Annotated in this window: 22 protein-coding genes and 4 tRNA genes; 22 read left to right on the forward strand and 4 right to left on the reverse strand. The window is 42.9% G+C overall.

What is annotated here, in order from left to right; all coding sequences use genetic code 11:
* Nucleotides 1-48: 48 nt before the first annotated feature.
* On the reverse strand, nt 49-315 hold the full coding sequence (locus tag CLV31_RS09845; protein WP_111392727.1) for an ORF6N domain-containing protein: 267 nt from the start codon (nt 313-315) through the stop codon (nt 49-51).
* Between the two features lie 230 nt (nt 316-545).
* Between CLV31_RS09845 and clpB the strand changes: the two genes are divergently transcribed.
* Nucleotides 546-3167, forward strand: coding sequence for an ATP-dependent chaperone ClpB (clpB, locus tag CLV31_RS09850; protein ID WP_111392728.1), 2622 nt, complete (start codon nt 546-548; stop codon nt 3165-3167).
* 183 nt (nt 3168-3350) lie between these two features.
* Nucleotides 3351-3911, forward strand: a complete 561-nt coding sequence (locus CLV31_RS09855; protein WP_111392729.1) for a pyridoxamine 5'-phosphate oxidase family protein — start codon at nt 3351-3353, stop codon at nt 3909-3911.
* 47 nt (nt 3912-3958) lie between these two features.
* On the opposite strand, the gene frr is transcribed toward CLV31_RS09855, so the two are convergent.
* Both frr and pyrH read right to left on the reverse strand, forming a co-directional pair.
* Complete coding sequence (gene frr, locus CLV31_RS09860) at nt 3959-4519, reverse strand: ribosome recycling factor (protein ID WP_111392730.1); 561 nt, start codon at nt 4517-4519, stop codon at nt 3959-3961.
* A gap of 14 nt (nt 4520-4533) precedes the next feature.
* Nucleotides 4534-5241, reverse strand: a complete 708-nt coding sequence (gene pyrH / locus CLV31_RS09865) for a UMP kinase (RefSeq protein WP_111392731.1) — start codon at nt 5239-5241, stop codon at nt 4534-4536.
* 204 nt (nt 5242-5445) lie between these two features.
* Here pyrH and CLV31_RS09870 point away from each other — a divergent pair, with 204 nt between their 5' ends.
* On the forward strand, nt 5446-6303 hold the full coding sequence (locus tag CLV31_RS09870; RefSeq protein WP_181452603.1) for an SDR family NAD(P)-dependent oxidoreductase: 858 nt from the start codon (nt 5446-5448) through the stop codon (nt 6301-6303).
* Here the strand turns inward: CLV31_RS09870 and CLV31_RS09875 are convergent.
* Entirely contained in the window at nt 6294-6788 is a 495-nt protein-coding gene (locus tag CLV31_RS09875; RefSeq protein WP_111392733.1) for an acetyl-CoA carboxylase biotin carboxyl carrier protein subunit, read from the reverse strand. The genes CLV31_RS09870 and CLV31_RS09875 overlap by 10 nt on opposite strands.
* A gap of 102 nt (nt 6789-6890) precedes the next feature.
* On the opposite strand from CLV31_RS09875, the gene CLV31_RS09880 reads away from it, so the two are divergent.
* From CLV31_RS09880 to rpsJ, 19 genes are all read left to right on the forward strand, one after another.
* Entirely contained in the window at nt 6891-9488 is a 2598-nt protein-coding gene (locus CLV31_RS09880; RefSeq protein WP_181452604.1) for a M1 family metallopeptidase, read from the forward strand.
* 146 nt (nt 9489-9634) lie between these two features.
* A tRNA-Tyr gene (locus tag CLV31_RS09885) sits at nt 9635-9717 on the forward strand.
* Between the two features lie 73 nt (nt 9718-9790).
* Nucleotides 9791-9863, forward strand: a tRNA-Gly gene (locus tag CLV31_RS09890).
* Nucleotides 9864-9890: 27 nt separating this feature from the next.
* Nucleotides 9891-9962 (forward strand) — tRNA-Thr (locus tag CLV31_RS09895).
* Between the two features lie 58 nt (nt 9963-10020).
* On the forward strand, nt 10021-11208 hold the full coding sequence (gene tuf, locus CLV31_RS09900; protein ID WP_111392735.1) for an elongation factor Tu: 1188 nt from the start codon (nt 10021-10023) through the stop codon (nt 11206-11208).
* Nucleotides 11209-11317: 109 nt separating this feature from the next.
* A tRNA-Trp gene (locus CLV31_RS09905) sits at nt 11318-11388 on the forward strand.
* A 17-nt stretch (nt 11389-11405) separates the two neighbouring features.
* Complete coding sequence (gene secE, locus CLV31_RS09910; RefSeq protein WP_026966270.1) at nt 11406-11594, forward strand: preprotein translocase subunit SecE; 189 nt, start codon at nt 11406-11408, stop codon at nt 11592-11594.
* A 13-nt stretch (nt 11595-11607) separates the two neighbouring features.
* Nucleotides 11608-12165 carry a transcription termination/antitermination protein NusG gene (gene nusG, locus CLV31_RS09915; RefSeq protein WP_111392736.1) on the forward strand — a complete coding sequence of 186 codons (558 nt, stop codon included), beginning with the start codon at nt 11608-11610 and terminating at the stop codon, nt 12163-12165.
* Between the two features lie 3 nt (nt 12166-12168).
* Nucleotides 12169-12612 (forward strand): 50S ribosomal protein L11, encoded by a 444-nt coding sequence (rplK, locus tag CLV31_RS09920; protein WP_111392737.1) that lies wholly within the window; start codon nt 12169-12171, stop codon nt 12610-12612.
* 10 nt (nt 12613-12622) lie between these two features.
* Nucleotides 12623-13321, forward strand: coding sequence for a 50S ribosomal protein L1 (rplA, locus tag CLV31_RS09925; RefSeq protein WP_111392738.1), 699 nt, complete (start codon nt 12623-12625; stop codon nt 13319-13321).
* Nucleotides 13322-13323: 2 nt separating this feature from the next.
* Nucleotides 13324-13866 carry a 50S ribosomal protein L10 gene (gene rplJ / locus CLV31_RS09930; protein WP_111392739.1) on the forward strand — a complete coding sequence of 181 codons (543 nt, stop codon included), beginning with the start codon at nt 13324-13326 and terminating at the stop codon, nt 13864-13866.
* Nucleotides 13867-13907: 41 nt separating this feature from the next.
* Nucleotides 13908-14291 (forward strand): 50S ribosomal protein L7/L12, encoded by a 384-nt coding sequence (rplL, locus tag CLV31_RS09935; protein WP_111392740.1) that lies wholly within the window; start codon nt 13908-13910, stop codon nt 14289-14291.
* A gap of 156 nt (nt 14292-14447) precedes the next feature.
* Complete coding sequence (gene rpoB, locus CLV31_RS09940; protein ID WP_111392741.1) at nt 14448-18323, forward strand: DNA-directed RNA polymerase subunit beta; 3876 nt, start codon at nt 14448-14450, stop codon at nt 18321-18323.
* Nucleotides 18324-18370: 47 nt separating this feature from the next.
* Nucleotides 18371-22684, forward strand: coding sequence for a DNA-directed RNA polymerase subunit beta' (rpoC, locus tag CLV31_RS09945; protein ID WP_111392742.1), 4314 nt, complete (start codon nt 18371-18373; stop codon nt 22682-22684).
* 65 nt (nt 22685-22749) lie between these two features.
* Nucleotides 22750-23064, forward strand: a complete 315-nt coding sequence (locus tag CLV31_RS09950; protein ID WP_111392743.1) for a DUF3467 domain-containing protein — start codon at nt 22750-22752, stop codon at nt 23062-23064.
* A 98-nt stretch (nt 23065-23162) separates the two neighbouring features.
* Entirely contained in the window at nt 23163-23576 is a 414-nt protein-coding gene (gene rpsL, locus CLV31_RS09955) for a 30S ribosomal protein S12 (RefSeq protein ID WP_026953260.1), read from the forward strand.
* Nucleotides 23577-23594: 18 nt separating this feature from the next.
* Nucleotides 23595-24062, forward strand: coding sequence for a 30S ribosomal protein S7 (gene rpsG, locus CLV31_RS09960; protein ID WP_111392744.1), 468 nt, complete (start codon nt 23595-23597; stop codon nt 24060-24062).
* A gap of 5 nt (nt 24063-24067) precedes the next feature.
* Entirely contained in the window at nt 24068-26188 is a 2121-nt protein-coding gene (gene fusA, locus CLV31_RS09965; RefSeq protein ID WP_111392745.1) for an elongation factor G, read from the forward strand.
* Between the two features lie 11 nt (nt 26189-26199).
* Nucleotides 26200-26505: a 30S ribosomal protein S10 gene (gene rpsJ, locus CLV31_RS09970; protein WP_024284766.1), complete on the forward strand. Its 306-nt coding sequence runs from the start codon at nt 26200-26202 to the stop codon at nt 26503-26505.
* The last annotated feature ends 209 nt before the right edge of the window (nt 26506-26714 follow it).

The following is a 26714-nucleotide window of genomic DNA, read 5'->3' on the forward strand; positions in this document are numbered from 1 at the left end:
AATTGTACGGCAAGAGAAATGATCTGTTCCAAAAAACTGAAATTATATTCAGTCTATCCTTGGATTCGCTTCTGTTTTTAAAGTTCTGACCCAACTTGCGGTTGAAAATTGCGACTTCAAGTTTTCCCCTTTTTCCTGATTCAACTGCAGTATAAAATCTATCGGAAAACGATCCAGATTTTGTTTTACTTGTTCATTCAGTCTCTTGGTCGGGATACCGTACATCTCTGCAAGTTTACTATCCAGCATCACTTTTTGGTTTCTGATTTTATGAATCAATTGTAAAACCCGTTCCTCAGTTAAAAGCTCATTCATAAGCGGTAAAGTTGAAAAGTTGCCGGTCTAAACTACTTGATTTGTTCCTTTTTCTGAAATTCAGGGCCTGAATTTTTGGCCAGTTTTTATCCGCGGAACCCCTCTCTTTCCTGCCAAAATTTCCATTTCCTCCCTATTTCAACCTGGTTTCCAGCCATTCTGACTTAGAAACCGCCTTGGCTAAGCATTTGATCCAAGAGGAAAAGACCAACTAACCACTAACAACCACTATGGATTTTAAACAATTCACCATCAAGTCTCAAGAGGCGATTCAAAAGGCTGCCGAACTCGCCACCAGTGCAGGTCAGCCCAATATCGAGACAGCTCATTTACTCAAAGGTATTTTCGCTGAGGATGAAAATGTAACCGACTTTATTTTCAAGAAACTCGGAGCAAATAAACAGTTGATCGAGCAAAAGCTGGACGAGCAACTCGCCAAGCTTCCCAAAGTCAGTGGCGCTAATCAGCAGCCATACCTTTCAGGCGCGACCAATCAAGCCTTGATTAAGGCCAAGGATTACCTCAAGACTTTTGGGGATGAATACGTCGCCATTGAGCATTTGCTCTTGGGAATTTTAGCTGGCAGTGATTCGATTGCCCAGCTGTTGAAAGATCAGCGATTGGCCGAGAAGCCACTGATCGAAGCTATCAAGGAACTAAGAAAAGGAAATAAAGTGACTGATCCCAACGCAGAAAGCAAGTACAGGGCTTTGGAAAAGTATTCCAAAAACCTGAACGACTTGGCCAAAAAGGGTAAAATCGACCCCGTCATCGGCCGTGATGAAGAAATCAGACGAGTGCTGCAAATCCTCGCGAGGCGTACCAAAAACAACCCCATTTTGCTCGGAGAGCCTGGTGTGGGTAAAACTGCCATTGTCGAAGGTTTGGCTCAGCGAATTGTCTCCGGTGACGTGCCGGAAAACCTAAAGTCAAAAACTTTGATTTCCCTGGATATGGGCTTGCTCGTGGCAGGCGCCAAGTACAAGGGGGAATTTGAGGAGCGACTCAAAGCGGTAATCAAAGAGGTGACGGACTCGGATGGAGAAATCATCCTCTTTATCGATGAAATCCATACACTGATCGGAGCCGGAGGTGGAGGAGAAGGAGCTATGGATGCTGCCAACTTGCTCAAACCAGCCTTGGCACGTGGCGAACTCCATGCGATCGGTGCGACGACGCTGAAGGAATACCAAAAGTACATTGAGAAGGACAAGGCCCTCGAGCGCCGATTCCAGGCTGTCATCGTGGATGAACCCGATGCTGCCGATGCGATTTCTATCCTTCGGGGAATTAAAGACAAGTATGAACTTCACCATGGAGTAAGAATCAAGGACGATGCGGTCATTGCAGCGGTCGAGCTTTCGCAGCGATACATTTCTGACCGTTTTCTACCGGATAAAGCCATTGACTTGATGGACGAGGCAGCTGCCAAACTGAGAATGGAGATCGACTCCCTTCCTCAAGAACTAGACGAGCTGAATCGTAGAATCATGCAGCTTGAAATCGAACGGGAAGCGATTCGCAGAGAAAACAACAAAGACAAGGAAGCGATTTTGAGTAAAGAGATCGCTGAATTGGGTGAAAAAAGACAGTCCGTCAAAGCCAAATGGGAAAGCGAAAAGGCCGTGATCATGGGTATTCAGCGGGAAAAAGAAGCTATCGAAAAGCTGAAACTTGAAGCTGAACAGGCAGAACGTGCCGGCGACTTTGGGAAAGTAGCTGAGATCCGATATGGAAAAATCGGCGAATCGGAGAAGAAGCTGGAATCCTTCAAATCCCAATTGGCAGAAATGCAGGCTGGTTCGCCGCTACTCAAAGAGGAAGTGGATACTGAAGACATCGCTGCGGTGGTATCTAAATGGACAGGTATTCCGGTCATCAAAATGATCCAATCCGAGCGTGAAAAATTACTTCATCTCGAAGACGAATTGGGTCGAAGAGTAGCAGGTCAGCAGGAAGCGATTGCCGCACTTTCGGATGCGGTGAGAAGAAGCCGTGCCGGATTGCAGGACCCTAAGCGTCCGATCGGGAGCTTTATCTTCATGGGTACGACCGGTGTGGGTAAGACTGAATTGGCCAAGGCACTCGCCGAATACCTCTTCAATGACGATAACGCCATGGTGCGGATCGATATGTCCGAGTACCAAGAGCGTCACTCCGTCAGCCGATTGGTGGGAGCACCTCCAGGCTATGTGGGTTATGATGAAGGCGGTCAGTTGACCGAGGCCGTGAGAAGAAAGCCTTACTCAGTGATCCTTTTGGATGAAATTGAAAAGGCTCACCCGGATGTGTTCAACATCTTACTTCAGGTCTTGGATGATGGTCGTTTGACCGACAATAAAGGCCGAATCGCCAATTTCAAGAATACGATTATCATTCTGACCACGAATATCGGTTCACACCTGATTCAGGAGCGATTTGCCGAGATGGAAGAGTGGAATAAGGAGGAGATTTTGGAAAAGACCAAAGCGGAAGTATTTGAGTTGCTCAAAAAATCAGTCCGTCCAGAATTCCTGAACCGTATCGACGAAACGATCATGTTTGAGCCGCTGAATAAGCAGATCATTAGAAAGATCGTGGATATTCAGTGGAAAGAAATCCAAAAGCGTCTTTCTGAATCCAACATTGAGATCGAAGCAACCACAGAAGTCCTGGATTACCTTGGCGAAGTGGGCTTTGATCCAAACTTTGGTGCCAGACCGCTGAAGCGAACCATGCAGCGGTTGATCTTGAATGAACTTTCCAAGCAGATCTTGGCAGGCTATATCAAAAATGATTCGGCAGTTTTGGTAGACTTGGATGCAGACAAGCAAGTGTATTTCAAAAATATTGATGCGACGGTAGAAGTGTAACCAATTTAAGATTTCGCCCATTACCCTCGAGTTCTTTGAATTCGAGGGTAATTTTTTTCGCTCCCAATAGAAGAATTACTAGTTGTTCATAATTCCCGCTGACGGAATTAATGTTAATTCCGTCAGTTGACTCTTCTTAAACTCTATTTCTTAAATGGAGTTATTTCAAAAATTCCAACCGAAATGCTCTTTTCAAATTCGGAAAGTCCAACTGAAATTTGGCAGTCTATAAAGCACGAACTCCATCGTGGAGCTTCCGATCCCAAGCATCCGTTTCGGTATGTGAATTTGGGGACTATAGGAAAAGGCTTTCCACAGGTTCGCACGGTGGTATTGCGTGAAGTGAATCAGGGGTTGAATTTTTTAGTCTTTACAGATTTCCGTTCTGAGAAAGTGAAAGAAGTACAGAACTCTCCTCAGGTGACGCTACATTTTTATCATCCCAAAAAAATGCTTCAAGTCCGAGTGGAGGCCTTGGCAGAGATTCATTTTCAAGATGAGTTAGCAGATCGTTATTGGAGAGGAATTCCTGAGGCCCGCAGGTCAGAATACACGGGAATGTTGCCACCTGGAAATAAGATTTCTAATCCTGATTTGGGCTGGGAGACAAATGACAAATCCTTTTTCACCCTATTGAAAATCAGTCCTCAACGAATCGAGGCCCTTCAATTGAGCAAAGAAGGTCACCTCCGAATCCAATTTGAAAAAGAAAAAGACTGGCAAGGTCAATGGTTGGTTCCCTGACCTATTTTCAATAAAAAAAGCTCTGAATTTCTCCAGAGCTTGTGGTTTCAGACTTTCATGATGTCGGCTTCTTTTTTGACCAGAAGCTCATCGATTTTAGCGGAGTAATTGTCCGTGAATTTTTGAACTTGCTCTTCGGCACGTTTGATCGCGTCTTCGGAAACGCCTTCTTTTTGAAGTTTTCTCAGGGACTCGTTAGTTTCTTTTCTGACGGAGCGGATAGAAATTTTACCGGTTTCACATTCAGATTTTGCCTGCTTTACGAGTTGAACTCTTCGCTCTTCGGTCAATGCTGGAATAGTCAAAATGATGATTTCTCCATTGTTTTGAGGAGCTAGACCAAGATCAGAGTTGATGATGGCCTTCTCGATCTCAGAGATCAGGTTTCGCTCAAAAGGCTTGATGGCCAAAGTTCGTGCATCCGGGGTGGTGACCGAAGATACCTGATTGAGCGGAGTAGGCGCGCCGTAGTATTGCACCATGATTCCGTCGAGTAGGTTGGGCATAGCTTTACCGGCTCTGATTTTTACCAACTCTGCAGCGGTATGATCCACCGCTTTCTGCATGAGTTCTTTGGCTTCGTCTAAGAATAATTCGATTTCTTCCATGAGAATAGTCTAGGTTATGCAGTGATCAATGTTCCGATTTCTTCGCCTTGTACCAATTTGGAGAGATTGCCTTCCTTATTCATGTCAAATACGATGATGGGAAGGTTGTTTTCCTGACATAAGGTAAAAGCTGTCATATCCATGACGTTGAGGTTTTTCTTATACACCTCGTCAAAGGAAATGTTTTGATATTTGGTAGCAGAAGCGTCTTTTTCTGGGTCTGCGGTATAGACACCGTCGACACGAGTTCCTTTTAAAACTACATCTGATTCGATTTCGATGGCTCGAAGTGCTGCGGTGGAGTCGGTGGTAAAGTAAGGGTTGCCTATTCCGGCACCGAAAATCACGATTCTTCCTTTTTCCAAGTGACGGATAGCTCTTCTGCGGATAAACGGCTCACATACACTTTCGATTTTGATACCGGACATTAGTCGGGTGAACATGCCGTTTTGCTCCAGTGCGCTTTGGAGTGCCATGGCATTGATCAAGGTCGCCAGCATTCCCATGTAGTCGCCTTGTACCCGGTCTATTCCTGATTTTTCGGCTTGCACTCCTCTAAAAATATTTCCTCCTCCGATCACTATGGCGATTTCCACGCCCATTTCTTTTACTTTTTTGATCTCGTCAGCATATTGCTGAAGTCGGGCAGGATCGATGCCGTATTTTTTTTCGCCCATGAGGGCTTCTCCACTGAGCTTGAGCAGGATGCGTTTGTATTTCATCGATTGGTTTATTGATTCTAAAGCTACCTTTCCACTTGGGAAATTCGGGTTAAATTCCGATTGGATCGACCTCAAAAAGTCCAAACAATCCGACAAATATAATTTCTTCAGTTCAGAATGCTAGGAGATCGGGTAAAAATGCCTTTCAGCTCCAATAAATTGACTGAAGATCAGTAAATTATTGTCGGTCTAAGGAATTGAATGATGAGCTTTTGGAAAGATAAGCGGGTTTGGATAGTTGGCGCTTCCTCAGGAATTGGGGAAGGGTTGGTATATTCTTTGGCTAAATCCGGTGCCAAACTCTTGCTTTCCTCAAGAAATGAAAACCGTCTTTTGGAGATTGTGAAGTCGCTTTCTGCCTCGGATATTGGGGTGATTCCTTTGGATATTGGAGATCATCGGCAACTGAATAATCTTACCCAACAAGCTTGGGAAACTTATTCAGGATTGGATGTGGTATTTCTCAATGCCGGAATCTCCGTGAGAGATCGGGTGGTGGATACCGAGGTCGAGGTCGAAAAAAAACTCATGGATGTCAACTTTTGGGGGCCGGTAATTATTTCCAAAAAACTACTCCAACTCAAAACTGATCAAGGACAACTTCACCTCGTAGTTACCTCAAGTCTGAGTGGTAAATATGGCGTGCCCAAGCTGGCATCCTATGCGGCATCCAAGCATGCATTACATGGATATTTTGAATCCCTTCGAGCCGAGACACATGGGAATGGCCTTTTTATTCACTTGGCTATACCGGGATTTGTCCGCACTGATATCACAGTAAATGGCTTAAATGGGGACGGAAGCGTCAATGGGAAAATGCAGCAAGCGTTGGCCAAGGGGATGGATCCGTTAACTTGTGCTCAGGGTATTCTTGTGGAAGTGGAAAAAGGGAAAGAAGAGTTCGTAGTGGGAGGAATGGAGCGCCATACCGTTTGGCTGAGTCGACTTTTTCCAGGAGTTATGAAAAAGATGATCCGATCCAACCCGGTTCAAAAACTTGAAAAATGGAAACAGTATTTCCTAAAAAAAAACGGCCCGAAGCCGCTTTCTGATCAAAATTGAATCAAGACCTGATTTTTTTCCACACTTTGTTTCAGGGAAACTTTGACGTCTTTCACAGTACCATCTCCGGGGGCTTTGATGATATTTTCCATCTTCATGGCTTCGAGGATTAGGACTACATCCCCCTTTTTGACCTGGTCTCCGGGTTTGACTTTCAGGTCCAAAATCAATCCCGGCATAGGAGCTTTGATTTCTTTCACGTTTCCAGTCCCGGCCGAATTCATTCCCATTCGGTCCAAGAGAAGGTCAAAGCGATCTTTAAGTTGCAAGGTTGCTGTTTTATATCCCAGTCGGATTTGGATTGTTTTGGTTTCGAAGTCCAGACCCAAAAGTTCGGCATCAATAGATTGATTCCCTTTGATCAAATGAACCGTTTTTTCATCGATCCATTTTATATCCCATTCCAACAAATTTTGATTGACCAAGGTCTGATCCTTGGATTTTTCGACGGAGTAGCTGGTATTTTGAAGGTTTACTGAAAACATTCCTGCTATTTTGGCTTTGTTAAATGATTTTAGGGCCCATTGCCTTCTACTAATTTCTCACCAAATATGAGTCAAAAACGATCTGTCCCAAAAAGAAATTTGATGATCCGTATCAGAATTTGTATCGCCGTGTTGACAGTTTTGGGTTTAAATGCCTGTAAAACAAGCAAATCGACAATTGATGAAAAAGATATTTTGACTTCGATAGATTCAGTGTCCGAAATTTCGGCTCAAAAAAACCACGACCTTCAGCTAAGACACAATAAAGAAAAATCAATAGTAGAATATCAACCGAGTCCAAGAAGGGATTTTGATATTCTTCATACTGATTTGGATTTGCAATTCGATTGGGAAAACCAATCCGTTTTGGGGAGAGCCCTACTTAGGGTCAAGCCTTTTTTTTATCCTCAGCGTACTTTAGTCCTGGATGCAAAAGACTTTGAACTTGGTACAATTGCCTTAATGGGGAAAGACAGCTTAACGGTACTTTCCTACAGGTACAATGAAAAAGAATTAAGCATTTACCTACCCAAAGAATTCTCTTCAAAAGACACCCTAGAGATAATGATTAATTACACGGCCTTTCCTGAACGAAATTCAGGGGATGGCAGTAAAGCGATTACTGATACCAAGGGCTTGTATTTTATCGATCCGCTGGATACTGTTCCAGATAAACCTACCATGGTTTGGACCCAAGGAGAGACGGAGCACAACAGCAAATGGTTTCCAACCATTGATAAACCCAATGAGCGATTTACCCATAGTATCAAACTTACAGTACCAGACTCGATGGTTTCTATAAGTAACGGCAAACTGGTAAAAAAAGAAATCCTAGGCAATGGACTTAGGAAGGATTATTGGGAAATGAACCTTCCCCATGCACCGTATTTGGTAGCGATTGCTGTGGGTAGTTTTGGGAAAGTGGAGGACAGCTATGGTGAGATACCGCTAGGATATTATGTGGAGAAAGGTTTTGAAAAGGGAGCGGCAAAAGTTTTTGAAAATACGCCTAAAATGATGGCGTTTTTTGAAGAAATATTGGGAGTCAACTATCCCTGGGAAAAATACGATCAGATAGTCGTACGTGATTTTGTGTCCGGTGCCATGGAAAATACCACTGCTTCCATATTTATGGAAGAGCTGCGCTTGGATGAACGTGAAGCAATAGATTCCGAATGGGATTATATTATCGCTCATGAGCTCTTTCACCAGTGGTTTGGAGACTATGTGACGACAGAGTCCTGGGCAAATCTCACGCTTAATGAGGCATTTGCAAATTACAGCGAATACCTGTGGAATGAATTTCAATACGGAGAAGACCAAGCTGCTTTGAAGTTAGTTGCCGAGATGGAGGGTTATTTTGCCGAGTCTGAAAGCAAGCAGGTGAATTTGATCCGGTTTGATTACAAGGATTCTGAGGACATGTTTGATGCCCACAGCTACAACAAGGGCGGGGTTATATTACATATGCTAAGAAACCATCTTGGAGACGAGGCATTTTTCAGAGCGCTGAATCTGTATCTGAGACAGAACGCCTTTCAGTCTGTGGAAGTCCATGACCTTAGGCTGGCGTTTGAACAAGTAAGTGGGCAGGATTTAAATTGGTTTTTCAATCAATGGTTTTTGGATAAAGGACATCCCGAGTTAGAAATTGATGTTGACTATTCAGAGCCAGAAAATATTCTGATAACAATTTCTCAAATTCAAGATCTGAATTCTGCACCCTTGTATCAATTGCCTTTGGAAGTAAGCTGGTATGAGGATGGTAATCGAAAGTCCAAAATTCTCTTTCTGAAAGAAGCCAATCAGTTTTTTGCACTTGAAAATGAGAAGCCTATCCATCAGCTTTATGTCGATGAGGGGAAGGGAATTTTAGCACGAAGGTCGCAAAAGCTTGAGGATGGATTTTTTGCCAGACAATTCAACGAATCGCAGTTGGGCGTGGCGAGGTATGAGGCCTTGGATAGTTTGATTTCAAGAGATGCGCGATCTGAGCTGAATTCAATCATTCCAATTGCTTTAAAAGATTCTTTCTGGTCCATTCGGGAAAAATGTTTGGGATACCTTATGTCTGATTCCAACTGGCAATCCGAGCTCTTGGGGATAGAGGACCTGGTGTTTGAATTAGCAGAATCTGATGAAAGAAATTCTGTGAGGGCAGCTGCAATTGATTTATTAACTGAGTGGGATCCGGATAAATACCAGAAGGCATTTCAAAGATGGTCCAATCATCCTTCCTATTTGGTCGCGGGTTCGGCGTTGATGGGATTAATCAATTCAAAAGAATCCAAAGTAGATCCCAAAATCATTGAAGGGTTTTCAAGTGAAGGAAATTTCCGACTGGTTATTCCTGTATCGGAATATTACATCATTGAAGGAGTTAGAGATAAGGGAGAATGGTTTCATCAAAAGTTGGCCCAACTAAAAGGTGAAGGATTATATTACTTTTTGGGCTATTATTCTGAATATTTTGTACGGTTTCCCGAGGAGGGAAAAGAGGAAGCGATTTCCAACCTGATCAAATATTTAAAATATAGTGCCAAAGACTATGTCAGAATGGGGGCGTTTCAAGCCTTATTGGGGTTTTCGGATGATCTTGAAACAGTCCGAAAAATTGAAGTAGCCATAGGGGATGAAAAGTCACCTCAGCTTCAGAATTACTTCAACTATTTCCTGAAAATGCTGAAGGATGAAAATTAATTGATTGATTTTTAAAAGATTGAAACATCAGGCAAGAAAAAGTTTTCAATTTTCAGAACCAACCTTTGATACTTTGGTAAAAGGCTCTAATTTTGCCATCCGTTAAGGTCATAAGCCGAAAAAAGGCTAAGGATTTTAACTCAGTTGGGGGAATACCAAAGCGGCCAACTGGGACGGACTGTAAATCCGTTGACTTATGTCTTCACAGGTTCGAATCCTGTTTCCCCCACATAGATTGCCTGAATGCAAAATTTTTTTTCTAGTTTTGCAGGGCTTAAAAAAATCCGGTACGCCGGTTATAAGCGGGAGTAGCTCAGTTGGTAGAGCGGCAGCCTTCCAAGCTGCAGGTCGCGGGTTCGAGCCTCGTCTCCCGCTCTGTGCTTACAGAGCACAATGGGTTAAGCCGACGTAGCTCAGGGGTAGAGTACTTCCTTGGTAAGGAAGGGGTCACGGGTTCAATTCCCGTCGTTGGCTCATTACAGAGAATAATTATCTAAACATATCTTTAAACTTAAACTGAGGATTTTCACGCATGGCAAAAGCAACCTTCGACCGTTCCAAGCCGCACGTTAATATCGGTACGATTGGACACGTAGACCATGGCAAAACAACCCTGACTGCCGCCATCACTACCGTATTGGCTAAAAAAGGTCTTTCTGAATTGAGAGATTTCTCTTCAATCGACAACGCTCCTGAAGAGAAAGAAAGAGGTATTACTATTAATACTTCTCACGTAGAATATCAGACTGAAAACAGACACTATGCTCACGTAGACTGTCCAGGTCACGCTGACTACGTTAAAAACATGGTAACAGGTGCTGCCCAGATGGACGGTGCTATCCTTGTAGTAGCTGCGACTGACGGACCTATGCCGCAAACCAGAGAGCACATTCTTTTGGCTCGTCAGGTAGGTGTACCTCAACTTGTTGTTTTCTTGAACAAAGTTGACATGGTTGACGATCCTGAATTGCTTGAGCTTGTTGAAATGGAAGTAAGAGAATTGCTTTCTTTCTATGAGTTTGACGGTGACAATATCCCAGTAATTGCTGGTTCTGCACTTGGTGCATTGAACGGTGAAGAGAAGTGGGTTGAGACTGTGATGCAATTGATGAACGCAGTAGATACATTCATTCCTCTTCCAGAGCGTTTGATCGACAAAGATTTCTTGATGCCTGTTGAAGACGTATTCTCTATCACTGGACGTGGTACAGTAGCAACTGGTAGAATTGAAAGAGGTGTAATCAACTCTGGTGAACCAGTTGAAATCATCGGTATGGGTGCTGAAGGCTTAAAGTCTACTGTTACCGGTGTTGAAATGTTCCGTAAGATTCTTGATAGAGGTGAAGCTGGTGACAACGTAGGTTTGTTGTTGAGAGGTATCGAAAAATCTCAAATCAAGCGTGGTATGATTATCTGTAAGCCAGGATCTGTGAAGCCTCACGCTCACTTCAAGGCAGAAGTTTACGTTCTTTCTAAAGAAGAAGGTGGACGTCATACTCCATTCTTCAACAAATACAGACCTCAGTTCTACCTTAGAACTACAGACGTAACTGGTGAAATCAAACTTCCAGCAAACGTGGAAATGGTTATGCCAGGTGACAACGTAACTATCGAAGTTACCCTATTGTCTGCTGTAGCTCTTGAGAAAGGTTTGAGATTTGCGATCCGTGAAGGTGGTCGTACAGTAGGTGCCGGACAGGTTACCGAAATTCTTGACTAATTATCAGAATTAGAATATATGATGCGATCCCAAAGATATTTTGGGATCGCATTTGTTTCTAAAGACATTATTCCTAATTTTGCGTTCCGTTTTCGGGCGTATGTTTTACACGGGCATAGTTCAATGGCAGAATAGCGGTCTCCAAAACCGTTGATGGGAGTTCGAATCTCTCTGCCCGTGCAGTAAGAAGATAGACTATGAATCTTAAAAACTTTGTCCTTGAGTCTTATGATGAAATGAAAAACAAGGTCACTTGGCCAAAATTTTCATTCCTTCAAAACAGTGCCGTATTGGTGTTGGTTGCTTCCTTAATCTTCGCACTTTTTATCGGTGTAGTGGATCTGGGATTTGAGAACATCATGACATGGTTTTATGATTTATTCTAATTGAAATTACAGAATGGTTGAACATAAGTGGTACGTACTCAGGGTAGTAGCTGGTCAGGAGAAGAAAACTAAATCCTATCTGGAAAATGAAATTTTCAGACAGAAATTGGATGAATTCATCCCTGAAGTGCTGATTCCTTCTGAGAAGGTATACGAGATGCGTAATGGCAAGAAGCGTGTCAGGGAGAGAAATTTCTTTCCGGGATATGTTTTGGTCAATGCGGATCTTTCGAATGGTGAGGCCAATCACGTAATAACGAGTATTCCGGGAGTAATCGGTTTTCTTGGATCAAACCAGGGGGGAGCTTCCAAAACCCCTGAACCATTACGTCAGTCAGAAGTCAACCGTATCTTAGGTAAGGTTGAGGAGATTGATGAGTTTGCCGAGAAGCAGGATACACCATTTATAGTCGGAGAGGCCGTGAAAGTAATGGACGGTCCTTTCAGTGGATTTACCGGAACGATTGAGGAGATATTTGAGGAAAAGAAAAAGCTTAATGTTATGGTTAAGATTTTCGGCCGAAATACTCCTGTTGAATTAAACTTTATACAAGTAGAAAAACAAGACTAAGCAATGGCTAAGGAAATCACTGGTTATGTAAAACTACAGGTGAAAGGTGGCCAGGCTAACCCGTCGCCTCCAGTAGGTCCAGCTCTTGGTTCCAAGGGTTTGAACATTATGGAGTTCTGTAAACAATTCAATGCCCGTACCCAAGACAAAATGGGTACCGTGCTTCCTGTATTGATTACAGTTTATTCTGACAAATCTTTTGACTTTGTAGTAAAAACTCCTCCAGCTGCAAATATGCTGTTGGAAGCTGCCAAAGTGAAAAGCGGTTCTGCGGAGCCAAACAGAAAAAAGGTAGGTTCTGTTACCTGGGATCAGGTAAGAGTAATTGCCGAGACGAAAATGCCTGACCTGAATGCTTTCAAAGTAGAATCTGCCATGAAAATGGTAGCTGGTACTGCACGAAGCATGGGTATCACAGTATCTGGTAAAGCCCCTTGGGAAGTATAAATAAACAACAATGGCTAAGTTAACAAAAAAGCAAAAAGAAGCTCTTTCTAAGTACGACCCAAGCCAAGTGTACTCCCTGGAGGCAGCTTCTTCACTGGTTAAGGAAATTACCACGACTAAGTTTGACGCTTCTGTAGATGTAGATGTCCGGTTGGGCGTTGATCCTCGGAAGGCTGATCAAATGGTGAGAGGGGTTGTAGCCCTTCCTCATGGTACAGGCAAAGACATCAAGGTATTGGTGCTTTGTACTCCTGACAAAGTAGCAGAAGCGACCGAAGCAGGTGCAGACTACGTTGGTTTGGACGATTATATTGCCAAAATTGAAGGCGGTTGGACGGATGTTGATGTAATCATCACTATGCCAAACGTGATGGCAAAAGTAGGTAGGTTAGGTAGAGTATTAGGTCCTCGTGGCTTGATGCCAAATCCTAAATCTGGAACAGTTACCCTTGAAGTGGGTAAGGCAGTAAGAGAAGTAAAAGCCGGTAAAATCGATTTTAAAGTTGATAAATTCGGTATTATTCACGCGGGTATTGGTAAGGTTTCTTTCACGCCTGAGCAAATTCAGGACAATGTGAAAGAGCTGATCATGACCATCTCTAAATTGAAGCCCTCCTCTTCTAAAGGAACTTATTTTAAAAGCATTCATATTTCCAGCACAATGTCTCCTGGTATTTCAGTAGATAAGGGCAGTATTCAAGGTATTTAATCATGACTAGAGACGAGAAAAAAGTAATTATCGACAGTCTGACTGAGAAATTGAAAGAAAACCCTTTCTTCTATATCACAGATGCAGGCGGATTTACAGTAGCTGAAGTAAACGCATTTAGACGTACTTGTTACGAAAGAGGCGTTGAATACAAGGTGTTTAAGAACACTTTGATTGCAAAAGCTCTTGAAAATTTGGATGCCGACTATTCTAAGTTGGTAGGTGGTGCGCTTAAAGGCTTCTCCGGAATCATTTTCTCTAAAGAGACAAGTAATTTGCCAGCGAAAGTTCTTTTGGACTTCCGTAAAAAAATGGGTAAAAAAGAGACTAGACCTGTATTTAAAGGTGCTGGAATCGATTCAGATGTAATTCTGGGCGAGAACAACCTTGAAATGCTTTCTAATCTCAAGTCTAAGCAAGAATTGCTCGGCGATCTTATTGGATTGCTTCAATCTCCTGCTAAAAATCTCGTGTCTGCATTGCAGTCTGGTCAAAATAACATCACAGGTGTTCTTAAGACTCTTGCTGACAGAGAGGAAAAATAATCTTATCAAATCATTCAAAAAACAATTAAATAATTAATACAATGGCAGATCTTACACAACTTGCAGAACAGTTGGTAAACTTGACTGTAAAAGAAGTTAAAGAATTGACTGATATCCTTAAAGATCAGTATGGCATCGAGCCTGCTGCAGCTGGTGCTGTAGTAGTAGCGGGTGGTGCCGCTGGAGCTGGTGATGCTCCTGCTGAAGAGGAAAAAACTTCTTTTGACGTAATCTTGAAAGCAGCTGGTGCTCAGAAACTTGCTGTAGTCAAATTGGTGAAGGAATTGACTGGTCTTGGTCTTAAAGAAGCAAAAGATCTTGTTGATGCCGCTCCAAAGGCTTTGAAAGAAGGTGTTGCTAAGGACGAGGCTGAGGCTTTGAAGAAGTCTCTTGAAGAAGCTGGTGCTGAAGTAGAAATCAAGTAATTTGTTGATCTCTAACCTCGAGGTTAGGGATTAGCCCGAAGACCTGACTAATTTAGTCAGGTCTTTTCCTGTTTATGCACAGGTTCAAAATTGCATTATTCCAAGCGTATATTGACGCTTTCCAATATTTAATTTAACTATAAACTATACACTACCTTGGCTATCAAGAATCAAACCGAAAGGAAAAGTTTCTCCTCCATTAAGGTGGTCAAAGACTATCCCGATTTTCTCGATATTCAGTTACAGTCTTTCAAAGACTTTTTCCAACTGGATACCCCTGCAGAAAAGCGAAGGGCAGATGGGTTATTCAAAGTTTTCGCAGAAAACTTTCCAATCAGTGATTCCAGAGAAAATTTCACTCTAGAGTTTATTGATTATGCTGTCGATCCTCCAAAATATAGTGTGGAAGAGTGTATCGATAGGGGTCTGACTTATTCTGTTCCGTTGAAAGCAAAATTGAGATTGCTTTGTCATGACGAGGACAATGAGGACTTCGAAACCATCGAGCAAGAAGTATTTCTTGGGAACTTGCCTTACATGACTGAAAAGGGCTCATTTGTTATTAATGGTGCAGAGCGTGTGATTGTATCCCAATTGCATAGATCTCCCGGTGTTTTCTTTGCCCAAAGCAAGCATACAAATGGGACTAAGCTTTATTCAGCCAGGATTATTCCTTTCAAAGGTTCTTGGATCGAGTTTGCTACTGATATCAACAATGTCATGTATGCTTACATTGATCGTAAAAAGAAATTCCCTGTAACCACTCTTTTGAGAGCAATCGGATATGGCTCTGATAAAGACATCCTGGATCTTTTTGGTCTTTCGGAAGAGGTTTCAGCTACAAAAGCTGCGTTAAAAAAGGCAGCAGGTAGAAAATTAGCCGCTAGAGTTCTGAGAACTTGGGTAGAAGATTTCGTTGACGAGGATACGGGTGAGGTAGTATCCATTGATCGAAACGAAGTATTGCTAGAACGGGACACTGTTCTTACAGACGAAGACATCGAAATGATTTTGGATTCAGGTTCCAAGTCCATCATTCTCCACAGAGAAGATGTGAATGTGGCTGATTTCTCTATCATTTATAATACCCTACAAAAAGATAATTCTAACTCAGAAAAAGAGGCCGTAGAAGTAATCTACCGTCAGCTTCGTAATACAGAAGCTCCTGATGAAGCTACGGCACGTGAGGTAATTCAAAGCTTATTCTTTTCTGATAAAAGATATGATTTGGGTGAAGTTGGTAGATATCGTATCAACAAAAAATTAGGATTGGAAATCGAGCCTGATAAGATTGTATTGACCAAAGAAGACATTATTTCTATTGTCAAATATCTAATCGGTTTGATTAACTCCAAGGCTGTGGTGGATGATATCGATCACTTGTCCAACAGACGAGTTCGAACAGTAGGTGAGCAGCTTTACAGCCAATTTGGAGTTGGTTTGGCAAGAATGGCCAGAACAATCCGAGAGAGAATGAACGTTCGTGACAATGAAGACTTCAAACCAGTCGATTTGATCAATGCACGTACACTTTCATCAGTGATTAACTCCTTCTTTGGTACCAATCAGCTTTCTCAGTTTATGGACCAAACCAATCCTCTTGCTGAGCTGACTCATAAAAGAAGGCTTTCTGCATTGGGACCCGGCGGTCTTTCCAGAGAAAGAGCCGGTTTCGAGGTTCGGGATGTGCATTACACACACTACGGTCGTCTTTGTACTATCGAAACTCCAGAAGGGCCAAACATTGGTTTGATTTCTTCACTTTGCGTCCATGCAAAAGTCAACTCGATGGGCTTCTTGGAGACTCCTTACAGAAAAGTCAACAATGGCAAAGTGGGGATGAAATCCGAAGACATTGTATTCTTGACTGCCGAAGAGGAGGACAATAATAATATTGCCCAAGCTAATGCTCCATTGGACGAAAATGGTTCTTTCATCAACGAGAAAGTGAAAGCCAGATTTGAAGGTGACTTCCCGGTGCTGGAGCCTACTGAAATATCCTACATGGACGTAGCCCCTAACCAGATTGTCTCTGTTGCAGCATCTTTGATTCCTTTCTTGGAACATGATGATGCCAACAGAGCATTGATGGGTTCTAACATGCAGCGTCAGGCGGTACCACTTTTAAAACCTGAAGCACCAATTGTCGGTACTGGCTTGGAAGCCAAAGCGGCTATTGATTCACGGGCATTGATTATCGCTGAGGCTGATGGTGTGGTGGATTATGTCGACGCCAAAAAAATCAGAATTAAATATGATTTGACATCCGACGAACTGCTCGTTAATTTTTCCGATGAGTATCGTTCATATGACCTGATCAAATTCAGAAGAACTAACCAGGATACCACCATTAACTTGACCCCATTGGTACTTAAGGGAGAGAAGGTTAAAAAAGGCCAAGTCTTGGTAGAAGGTTATTCTACAAACAAAGGAGAGCTTGCTCTGGGTAAAAACCTAAAAGTGGCCTATATGCCATGGCAGGGGTATAACTTCGAGGATGCGATCGTGATTTCTGAGCGAGTCGTGAGGGAAGATATCTTCACTTCCATCCACGTAGAAGAATTCCAGTTGGAAGTTCGAGACACCAAGCGCGGGGAAGAAGAATTGACCTCTGAGATTCCAAACGTATCTGAAGAGGCAGTTAAGCACCTGGATGAAAACGGTATTATCCGAGTTGGTGCTGAAGTGAAAGAAGGAGATATCATTATCGGTAAAATTACCCCTAAGGGCGAAACAGATCCTACTCCTGAAGAAAAGCTTCTTAGAGCCATCTTTGGTGATAAAGCTGGAGACGTAAAAGATGCTTCTTTGAAAGCTTCTCCATCTTTGAATGGTGTTGTAATCGAGACAAAACTGTTCTCCAGACCAAAGAAAGACAAAGACAACAGAGCAAAATCAAAAGCTGAAGTTGAAAAATTGAAGGCCAAATATTCCAAGGATCTGCTTGGTATTCGTGCTCGAATGATCAATAAGTTGGTGACTCTTCTTGATGGCAAAACTTCTCAGGGAGTGAAGCATAAGTTTGGTGATGAGATCATCAGCAAAGGGATGAAATTCAATTTGAAAAACATTGAGAATAATCTCTTCCCTGCCAAAAATCCATACAGAGACGAATCCAATTACAATGTTCCAGAAGAGGCAAACCTCATTTCAGACATTATTTTGGATGACTGGACAGAAGATGCACATACCAACAGCCTTATTGTGAAGTTGGTGAAAAATTATACCAACTCCAGAAATGAAATCTCCGGAAGATTCAAGCGTGATCGATTTACTCTCGAAGTTGGTGATGAATTGCCAGCTGGTATAGTTCAACTTGCCAAGGTTTACATCGCTAAAAAGCGTAAGCTGAAGGTTGGTGATAAAATGGCGGGTCGTCACGGAAATAAAGGGATCGTTGCCCGAATCGTAAGAGACGAAGATATGCCATTCTTGGAAGATGGAACTCCAATGGATATTGTACTCAACCCACTGGGCGTACCTTCCCGAATGAACATCGGGCAGATCTTTGAAACTGTCCTTGCTTGGGCGGGTCAAAAAACGGGTAAGAAATTCGCGACTCCTATTTTTGATGGGGCTTCATTAGATGAAGTTTCTGCCGAATTGGAAATCGCCGGTGTACCCGCTTATGGTAGAACGTACCTTTATGATGGATTGAGTGGAAATCGATTTGATCAACCTGTGACAGTGGGTGTTGCATACATGCTGAAACTTGGTCACTTGGTAGATGATAAGATGCACGCACGGTCTATTGGACCATACTCATTGATCACTCAACAGCCACTGGGAGGTAAGGCGCAGTTTGGTGGTCAGCGTTTCGGAGAAATGGAAGTGTGGGCATTGGAAGCTTTTGGTGCATCCCATGTACTTCAAGAAATCCTTACTGTGAAGTCTGATGACGTAATCGGTAGAGCGAAAGCTTACGAAGCTATTGTGAAAGGTGAAAACCTTCCTAAGCCAAACATCCCTGAATCATTCAATGTATTGGTTCATGAATTGAGAGGCTTGGCTCTTGAAATTACCCTCGATTAATTTGGCTCATAGGGCGGGCAACCGCCCTAAACATATCTCAAAAAATTATGTCGTTTAGAAAAAATAAAAAACTCAACAACGATTTCTCCCGAGTTACCATCAGCTTGGCCTCTCCAGAATCAATTCTGGACAGCTCAAATGGTGAAGTAACCCAGCCAGAGACCATCAATTATAGGACTTACAAGCCTGAAATGGGCGGTTTGTTCTGTGAGCGGATCTTCGGTCCTGTAAAGGATTGGGAATGTCATTGTGGTAAGTACAAGCGAATCAGATATAAAGGCATTATCTGTGACCGTTGTGGGGTAGAAGTAACAGAGAAAAAAGTACGCCGTGAGCGTATGGGCCACATCGAATTAGTGGTTCCGGTTGCTCACATTTGGTACTTTAAGTCCCTTCCTAACAAAATCGGTTACCTTCTTGGCCTTCCTACCAAGAAGCTGGATCAGATCGTGTATTATGAGCGCTATGTGGTTGTCCAGGCAGGCATCAAGGCAGAAGAAGGGGTTCAATACCTTGACTTCCTGACAGAAGATGAATACTTGGACATCATGGATAAGCTTCCCAAGGAAAATCATATGCTTGATGATGACGATCCAAATAAATTCATCGCCAAAATGGGCGCTGAAGCTTTGGAAATGTTATTGGCAAGATTGGATTTGGATGATCTTTCGTATTCCCTGCGTCACCAAGCAGCTACCGATACTTCTCAGCAGCGTAAGGCAGAAGCCTTAAAGCGTCTGAAAGTTGTAGAAGCATTCCGTGATGCAAGAACCCGTATCGAAAACCGTCCTGAGTGGATGGTGGTCCGTATGGTTCCTGTTATTCCACCGGAATTGCGTCCATTGGTTCCTTTGGACGGTGGTCGTTTTGCAACTTCCGACTTGAATGATCTCTACAGAAGAGTAATCATCAGAAATAACCGTCTCAAGAGATTGATCGATATCAAAGCTCCTGAGGTGATTTTGAGAAACGAGAAGCGAATGTTGCAGGAAGCTGTGGATTCACTTTTTGATAACTCCAGAAAAGTAAACGCGGTAAGATCCGATGGTAACCGTGCCTTGAAGTCACTTTCAGACATGCTGAAAGGTAAGCAAGGTCGTTTCCGTCAAAACTTGCTCGGTAAGCGTGTGGATTACTCCGGTCGATCTGTAATCGTCGTAGGTCCGGAATTGAAGCTTCACGAGTGCGGTTTTCCTAAAAATATGGCGGCTGAGCTTTTCAAACCATTTATCATCAGAAAACTGATCGAAAGAGGTATTGTAAAGACCGTAAAGTCTGCCAAGAAAATTGTGGATCGAAAAGATCCTGTGGTATGGGATATCTTGGAAAACGTGTTGAAAGGACACCCTGTGCTCCTTAACCGTGCCCCAACTCTTCACAGATTGGGTATCCAGGCCTTCCAGCCTAAATTGATCGAAGGAAAAGCAATCCAACTTCACCCGTTAGTATGTACTGCGTTCAACGCTGACTTTGACGGTGACCAGATGGCGGTTCACGTTCCGCTTGGTCATGAGGCGATCTTGGAAGCTTCGACTTTGATGCTTTCTGCACATAATATCCTCAACCCGGCCAACGGAGCACCTATTACAGTGCCTTCCCAAGACATGGTATTGGGACTTTATTATGTGACTAAAGGAAAAAAATCCACTCCTGAAGAGCCGGTAGCTGGAGAAGGCATGACATTCTACAGTACTGAAGAAGTGATCATTGCTTTGAATGAAGGCAAGATTTCCAAGCATGCCAATATCAAGTGTAAGGTGAAAGTGAGAACAGCTGAAGGAGAGATCAAAGACCAAATCATCGAAACGGTGGCTGGTCGATTGATTTTCAATCAGTTCGTCCCTGAGGAGGTTGGATATGTTAATGAACTATTGACTAAGAAAAAGCTTCAGCAGATTATCGCCGAGGTAGTGAAAGTCTGTGGTATTGCCAGAACAGCTCAGTTCCTTGATGATATCAAGCACCTAGGTTTCCAAATGGCTTATCAAGGCGGTCTTTCCATGGGATTAAATGACGTCATCATTCCTGAGGAAAAAGAACCGATGATCGCTAAGGCGAAAGAGGAAGTGGACCAGGTTTGGAACAACTACCTCATGGGTCTGATTACCGACAACGAGCGTTACAATCAAGTAATTGATATTTGGACTCGTACCAACTCTCATTTGACTAATAATCTGATGAAGAAGATGGAGGAGGACAAGCAAGGATTCAACGCCATCTACATGATGATGCACTCTGGAGCCCGAGGTTCTAGAGAGCAGATCCGACAATTGGGTGGTATGAGAGGTCTGATGGCCAAGCCTCAGAAAAACCTTCAGGGATCCGTTGGTGAAATCATTGAAAACCCAATCCTTTCCAACTTCAAAGAAGGGCTGGATGTATTGGAATACTTCATCTCCACTCACGGTGCACGAAAAGGTCTAGCTGATACGGCACTGAAAACTGCCGATGCGGGTTATTTGACTCGTCGTCTTGTTGACGTGGCTCAGGACATGATCATCACCGAAGAAGATTGTGGTACACTGAGAGGTCTTGTGGTTCAGCCATTGAAAGACAACGACGAAATCGTAGAGCCACTTTCAGAGAGAATTCTCGGAAGAGTGTCTGTACATGATGTCTATGACTTAGCCACAGATGAACTGATCGTCCCAGCTGGAGTAGAAATCACAGACGAAATCGCCAAACGAGTAGACGAGTCTTCTATTGAGGAGGTTGAAATCCGTTCAGTATTGACTTGCGAAACCAGAAGAGGAGTTTGTTCCAAGTGTTATGGTAGAAACTTAGCTACTGGTAAGATGGTCCAGGCTGGTGAATCTGTAGGTGTGATCGCTGCCCAGTCTATCGGTGAACCTGGAACTCAGTTGACGTTGAGAACTTTCCACGTAGGTGGTACCGCTTCTAACATGGCAGTTGATGCCAGCATCAATGCGAAATTTGATGGGGTAGTAGAGTTCGATGAGGAATTGAGGTATCTCGAAACCACCAACAGAGATGGTGAGCCAGTCACTGTCGTGATGGGACGTTCGGGTGAAATCCGAATCAATGAGGCCAAATCAGGCAAAATATTGGTGTCCAACCATGTTCCATATGGAGCGATTCTTAATGTCAAGGATGGTCAGAAAATTTCCAAAGGTGAATCTCTCTGTACTTGGGATCCATACAACGCAGTCATTCTCTCAGAGTTTGATGGTGTTGTAGAGTTCGAAGCCATTGTCGAAGGGATCACTTACAAAGAAGTAGCTGATGATCAGACTGGTTTCCGTGAAAAGGTAATCATCGAAACCAAAGACAGAACGAAGAACCCGGCCATTGTCATCAATTATGGTGAAGATTCCAAAGGATATAATATTCCTGTAGGAGCTCACTTGGCCGTGGAAGCAGGAGAGAAAGTGAAGTCCGGACAAATCTTGGTTAAAATTCCAAGATCTGTTGGTAAGACAAGAGACATTACCGGTGGTCTTCCTAGGGTTACAGAATTGTTTGAGGCGAGAAACCCATCCAATCCTGCGGTAGTTTCAGAAATCGATGGGGTAGTTACTTATGGAGGTATCAAGCGAGGAAACAGAGAAATCATAATTGAATCCAGAGATGGAGTAATCAAAAAATACATGGTTTCCTTGTCCAAGCACATCCTGGTTCAGGAAAATGACTTCATCCGTGCAGGCGAACCTTTGTCAGATGGTGCGATCACTCCAAGTGATATTCTTTCTATCAAAGGTCCTACTGCGGTGCAAGAATACCTTGTCAATGAAATCCAAGAAGTGTATAGACTTCAAGGTGTGAAAATCAATGACAAACACATCGAGGTAATTGTATCTCAAATGATGCAGAAAGTAGAGATTCTCGATGCAGGTGACACGAATTTCTTGCAAGGACAAGTGGTTGATAAATGGGCTTTCCGTGAGGAAAACGACAACATCTTGGATAAAAAAGTGGTCATGGATGCCGGTGATTCTTCGACGTTGAAACCAGGCATGATCATTTCTTCAAGAAGACTGAGAGATGAGAACTCCAGCCTGAAGCGTAAAGACTTGAAGCTTGTTCAGGTACGGGATGCCGAAACAGCCGTGTCTGCACCTACTCTTCAAGGTATCACAGCAGCCTCTTTAGGTACAGAAAGCTTTATTTCCGCCGCTTCCTTCCAGGAAACGACCAAGGTCCTTTCAGAGGCAGCGATCAGAGGAAAGCGTGATGAGCTGTTAGGCTTGAAGGAAAATGTGATCGTTGGTCACCTCATTCCAGCCGGTACGGGTCAACGTAGGTTGCAAGGGATGATTGTAGGTTCTAAAGAAGAATATGAAAAACTTTCTGAAAACATGGAAAGATCTTCTTCCAAAAGATCCAGCGAAGCGATTCTCTAATTGAAATTCAATAATCTCAACAAGGCCTGTATTCTTATACAGGCCTTTTTTAATCCAATAAAGCAATGGAAGATCCAAATAGAAATGATCAACAGATCAACATCGAACTTTCGGAAGAAATAGCTGAAGGGGTATATTCCAATCTCGCCATGATTGCCCATTCCAATTCTGAATTTGTGATAGACTTTATCAGACTAATGCCAGGAGTCCCAAAGGCAAAAGTTAAATCAAGGGTTATTGTTACCCCTGATCATGCCAAAAGATTGCTTGCGGCCCTGAAGGATAATATCGAAAAATATGAGGCTGCCTTTGGCAAAATCAATCAAGGGGGTGGAACTCCATCTTTCCCTATTTCATTCGGTACCCCAGGCGAGGCGTAACAAAAATATAACTGCTTAATTTTGTTACTCTTATTACTTTCTTTACCTTTGCAGTCCAAAATTTAACAGTTTACAGGAAAACTAAATTTTATCAGTTAATGCCTACTATTCAACAGCTAGTAAGAAAAGGTAGAAATACACTGGAAATCAAATCGAAATCTAGAGCCTTGGATGCATGTCCACAGCGTAGAGGGGTTTGTACCAGAGTATATACTACAACCCCTAAGAAGCCTAACTCCGCGATGAGAAAGGTGGCAAGGGTAAGATTGACTAATGGAAAAGAAGTGAATGCTTACATTCCAGGTGAAGGTCACAATCTGCAAGAGCACTCTATCGTATTGATTAGAGGTGGTCGTGTGAAGGATCTTCCCGGTGTGAGATATCACATCATCCGAGGTGCATTGGATACTGCCGGAGTAAAAGACCGTAAGCAAGGTCGCTCCAAGTATGGTGCTAAAAGACCTAAGGCTGGCAAGGGTGCTCCTGCTGCAGCTCCAGGCAAGAAGAAATAATAAAACACTTGTAAAGAAATGAGAAAAGCGAAACCAAAGAAGAGATATATTCTTCCTGACCCAAAGTTCAATGATACTTTGGTGACCAAGTTTGTAAACTGTCTGATGTTCGACGGGAAGAAGAGTATTGCTTACAACATTTTCTACGATGCGGTAGCAAAGGTAGAATCCAAAGTAGGCGAGAATGGTCTTGAAGTTTGGAAAAAAGCGCTTAACAATATTGCTCCATCCGTTGAGGTGAAGAGTCGTAGAGTTGGTGGTGCTACTTTCCAGGTTCCTATGGAAGTCAGACCTGAAAGAAAAATGGCGCTCGGGATCAAGTGGATGATTCTCTATGCTCGTAGAAGAGGAGAGAAGACCATGATGGACCGATTGGCAGGTGAGATCATCGCAGCAGCAAAAGGCGAAGGAGCCGCTGTCAAGAAAAAGGATGATACGCACAGAATGGCCGAAGCCAACAAAGCATTCTCCCACTTTAGATTTTAATTAGGATGGCAAGAGATTTAAGATTTACCAGAAATATTGGTATTGCAGCTCATATTGATGCTGGAAAGACTACGACTACTGAGCGTATCCTATTTTATTCCGGAAAGTCCCATAAAATCGGTGAAGTGCACGAAGGTGCCGCCACTATGGACTGGATGGCTCAAGAGCAGGAAAGAGGGATTACCATTACTTCCGCTGCTACTACTGTATTCTGGAATTATAGAAGTAATCAATATCAAATTAACATCATCGATACCCCAGGCCACGTTGACTTTACTGTAGAAGTAAACCGTTCCCTGAGAATCCTTGATGGACTTGTTTTCCTATTCAGTGCTGTGGATGGTGTTGAACCACAGTCTGAGACAAACTGGCGATTAGCTGATAATTACAAAGTCGCTCGTATCGGTTTCGTTAACAAAATGGACCGTGCCGGTGCAAACTTCTTAGCTGTTTGTAAGCAAGTAAAGGAAATGCTCGGTTCTTACGCAGTTCCTTTGCAACTTCCAATCGGTGCCGAAGATAAATTTCGTGGTGTAGTCGATTTGATCAACAACCGCGCAATGATCTGGAATGAGCACGACATGGGGATGACCTATGAAGTTGTGCCAATTCCGGAAGATATGGAAGAAGAAGTAGCTCAATACAGAGAGCACCTTTTGGAAGCGGTAGCTGAGTATGATGAATCATTGATGGAGAAATTCTTCGATGATCCAAACTCAATTACGGAAGCTGAAATCTTGAAGGCACTTAGAGCAGCAACCATCGACATGAAAATTGTGCCAATGGTTTGCGGATCTTCTTTCAAAAACAAAGGAGTTCAGACCATGCTTGACTTGGTTATGGAATTGCTGCCTTCTCCATTAGACAAGGATGATATTATTGGTCATTCTTTGGATAATGAGGACGAAGAGGTCAGAATTTCTCCAAGCGAAGCCGAGCCGTTCACTGGTCTTGCCTTTAAAATTGCCACTGACCCATTTGTAGGTAGACTTTGCTTCGTAAGAGCATACTCTGGCGTATTGGAGTCTGGTTCTTATGTATTCAACAGCCGTTCTGGAAATAAGGAGCGTATCTCTCGAGTATTCCAAATGCACGCGAATAAGCAAAACCAAATTGAAAGATTGGTTGCTGGTGACATCGGAGCTGTAGTGGGTTTCAAAGACATCAAAACTGGTGATACACTTTGCGATGAAAAGAGAAAAGTAGTTCTTGAGTCAATGGTATTCCCAGAGCCAGTTATCGGTTACGCTATTGAGCCTAAGACTCAAGCTGACGTCGATAAGCTAGGTATGGCAATTGCTAAATTGGTAGAAGAGGATCCAACACTTCAGGTAAATACTGATCACGAAACAGGTCAGACGATCCTTAGAGGTATGGGTGAACTTCACTTGGAGATTATCATCGACCGTTTGAAGAGAGAATTCAAAGTTGAAATCAATCAAGGTGCTCCTCAGGTTGCTTACAAAGAAGCTCTTTTCGGTTCTGTTGAGCACAAGGAGGTTTACAAAAAGCAGACTGGTGGTAAAGGTAAATTTGCCGATATCGTATTCGAGTTGGGTCCAAAAGATCCAGATCCTGAAACTGGTGAAATTAAGCCCGGACTTGACTTTGTCAACGGTATCGTTGGTGGTGTGATTCCTAAAGAATTTATCCAGCCTGTTCAGAAAGGATTCCAGGAAGCAATGAAGAATGGTCCTTTGGCAGGCTATCCAATCGAAGCGATGAAAGTTAGATTGTTTCACGGTTCATACCATGACGTTGACTCCGATGCGCTTTCCTTCGAATTGGCAGCTAGAATCGGTTTCAAAGAAGCAGCTAAGAAATGTAGACCTCAATTGCTTGAGCCTATCATGGCTGTAGATGTGGTAACTCCAGATGAATATACTGGTCCTATCACAGGTGATTTGAACAGAAGAAGAGGTTTGATGAAAGGTATGGATACAAAAGGTACATCAACCGTTGTGAAAGCAGCTGTTCCATTATCTGAATTGTTCGGTTACGTAACTGATTTGAGAACCATCACTTCAGGTCGAGCCACAGCATCACTGACATTCTCTCACTATGAGCCAGTTCCAAGCAATATTGCAGAAGCAGTCATTGCGAAAGTAAAAGGTGAAAAAGCCTAATTGAAAAGAACATGAACCAGAAAATCAGAATAAAATTGAAATCATACGATCATAGCCTGGTGGATAAGTCATCAGAAAAGATCGTGAAGGCAGTAAAGGCTACTGGCGCTGTTGTTGTTGGTCCGATTCCATTGCCTACAAAAAAGGAGAAGTTTACGGTGTTGAAATCGCCACACGTAAACAAAAAGGCTAGAGATCAATACCAACTTTGTACTTACAAAAGATTGGTTGACATCTATTCCAATTCTTCCAAAACTGTGGATGCGTTGATGAAGATCGAGCTTCCTAGTGGTGTGGATGTAGAAATTAAAGTCTGATAGACTTGAAATTCGAAGAAAAAACCTGCATGAACTGCAGGTTTTTTTGTTTCCTCCCTGTCCTAAAATGGGTATGAACCGACATTCCAAAGGATTTAAAGGCAGAAATCAATTATTTTCTAATTGTTTGAAAATATTAGAGTTGGGATTTGCTGCCAAATAATATTTCAGTAACTTTGCAGTCCTTAAAAAGGGCCCAAGTGTATAAT

This window comes from Algoriphagus aquaeductus (genome assembly GCF_003253485.1).
GTDB classification, from domain to species: Bacteria; Bacteroidota; Bacteroidia; order Cytophagales; family Cyclobacteriaceae; genus Algoriphagus; species Algoriphagus aquaeductus.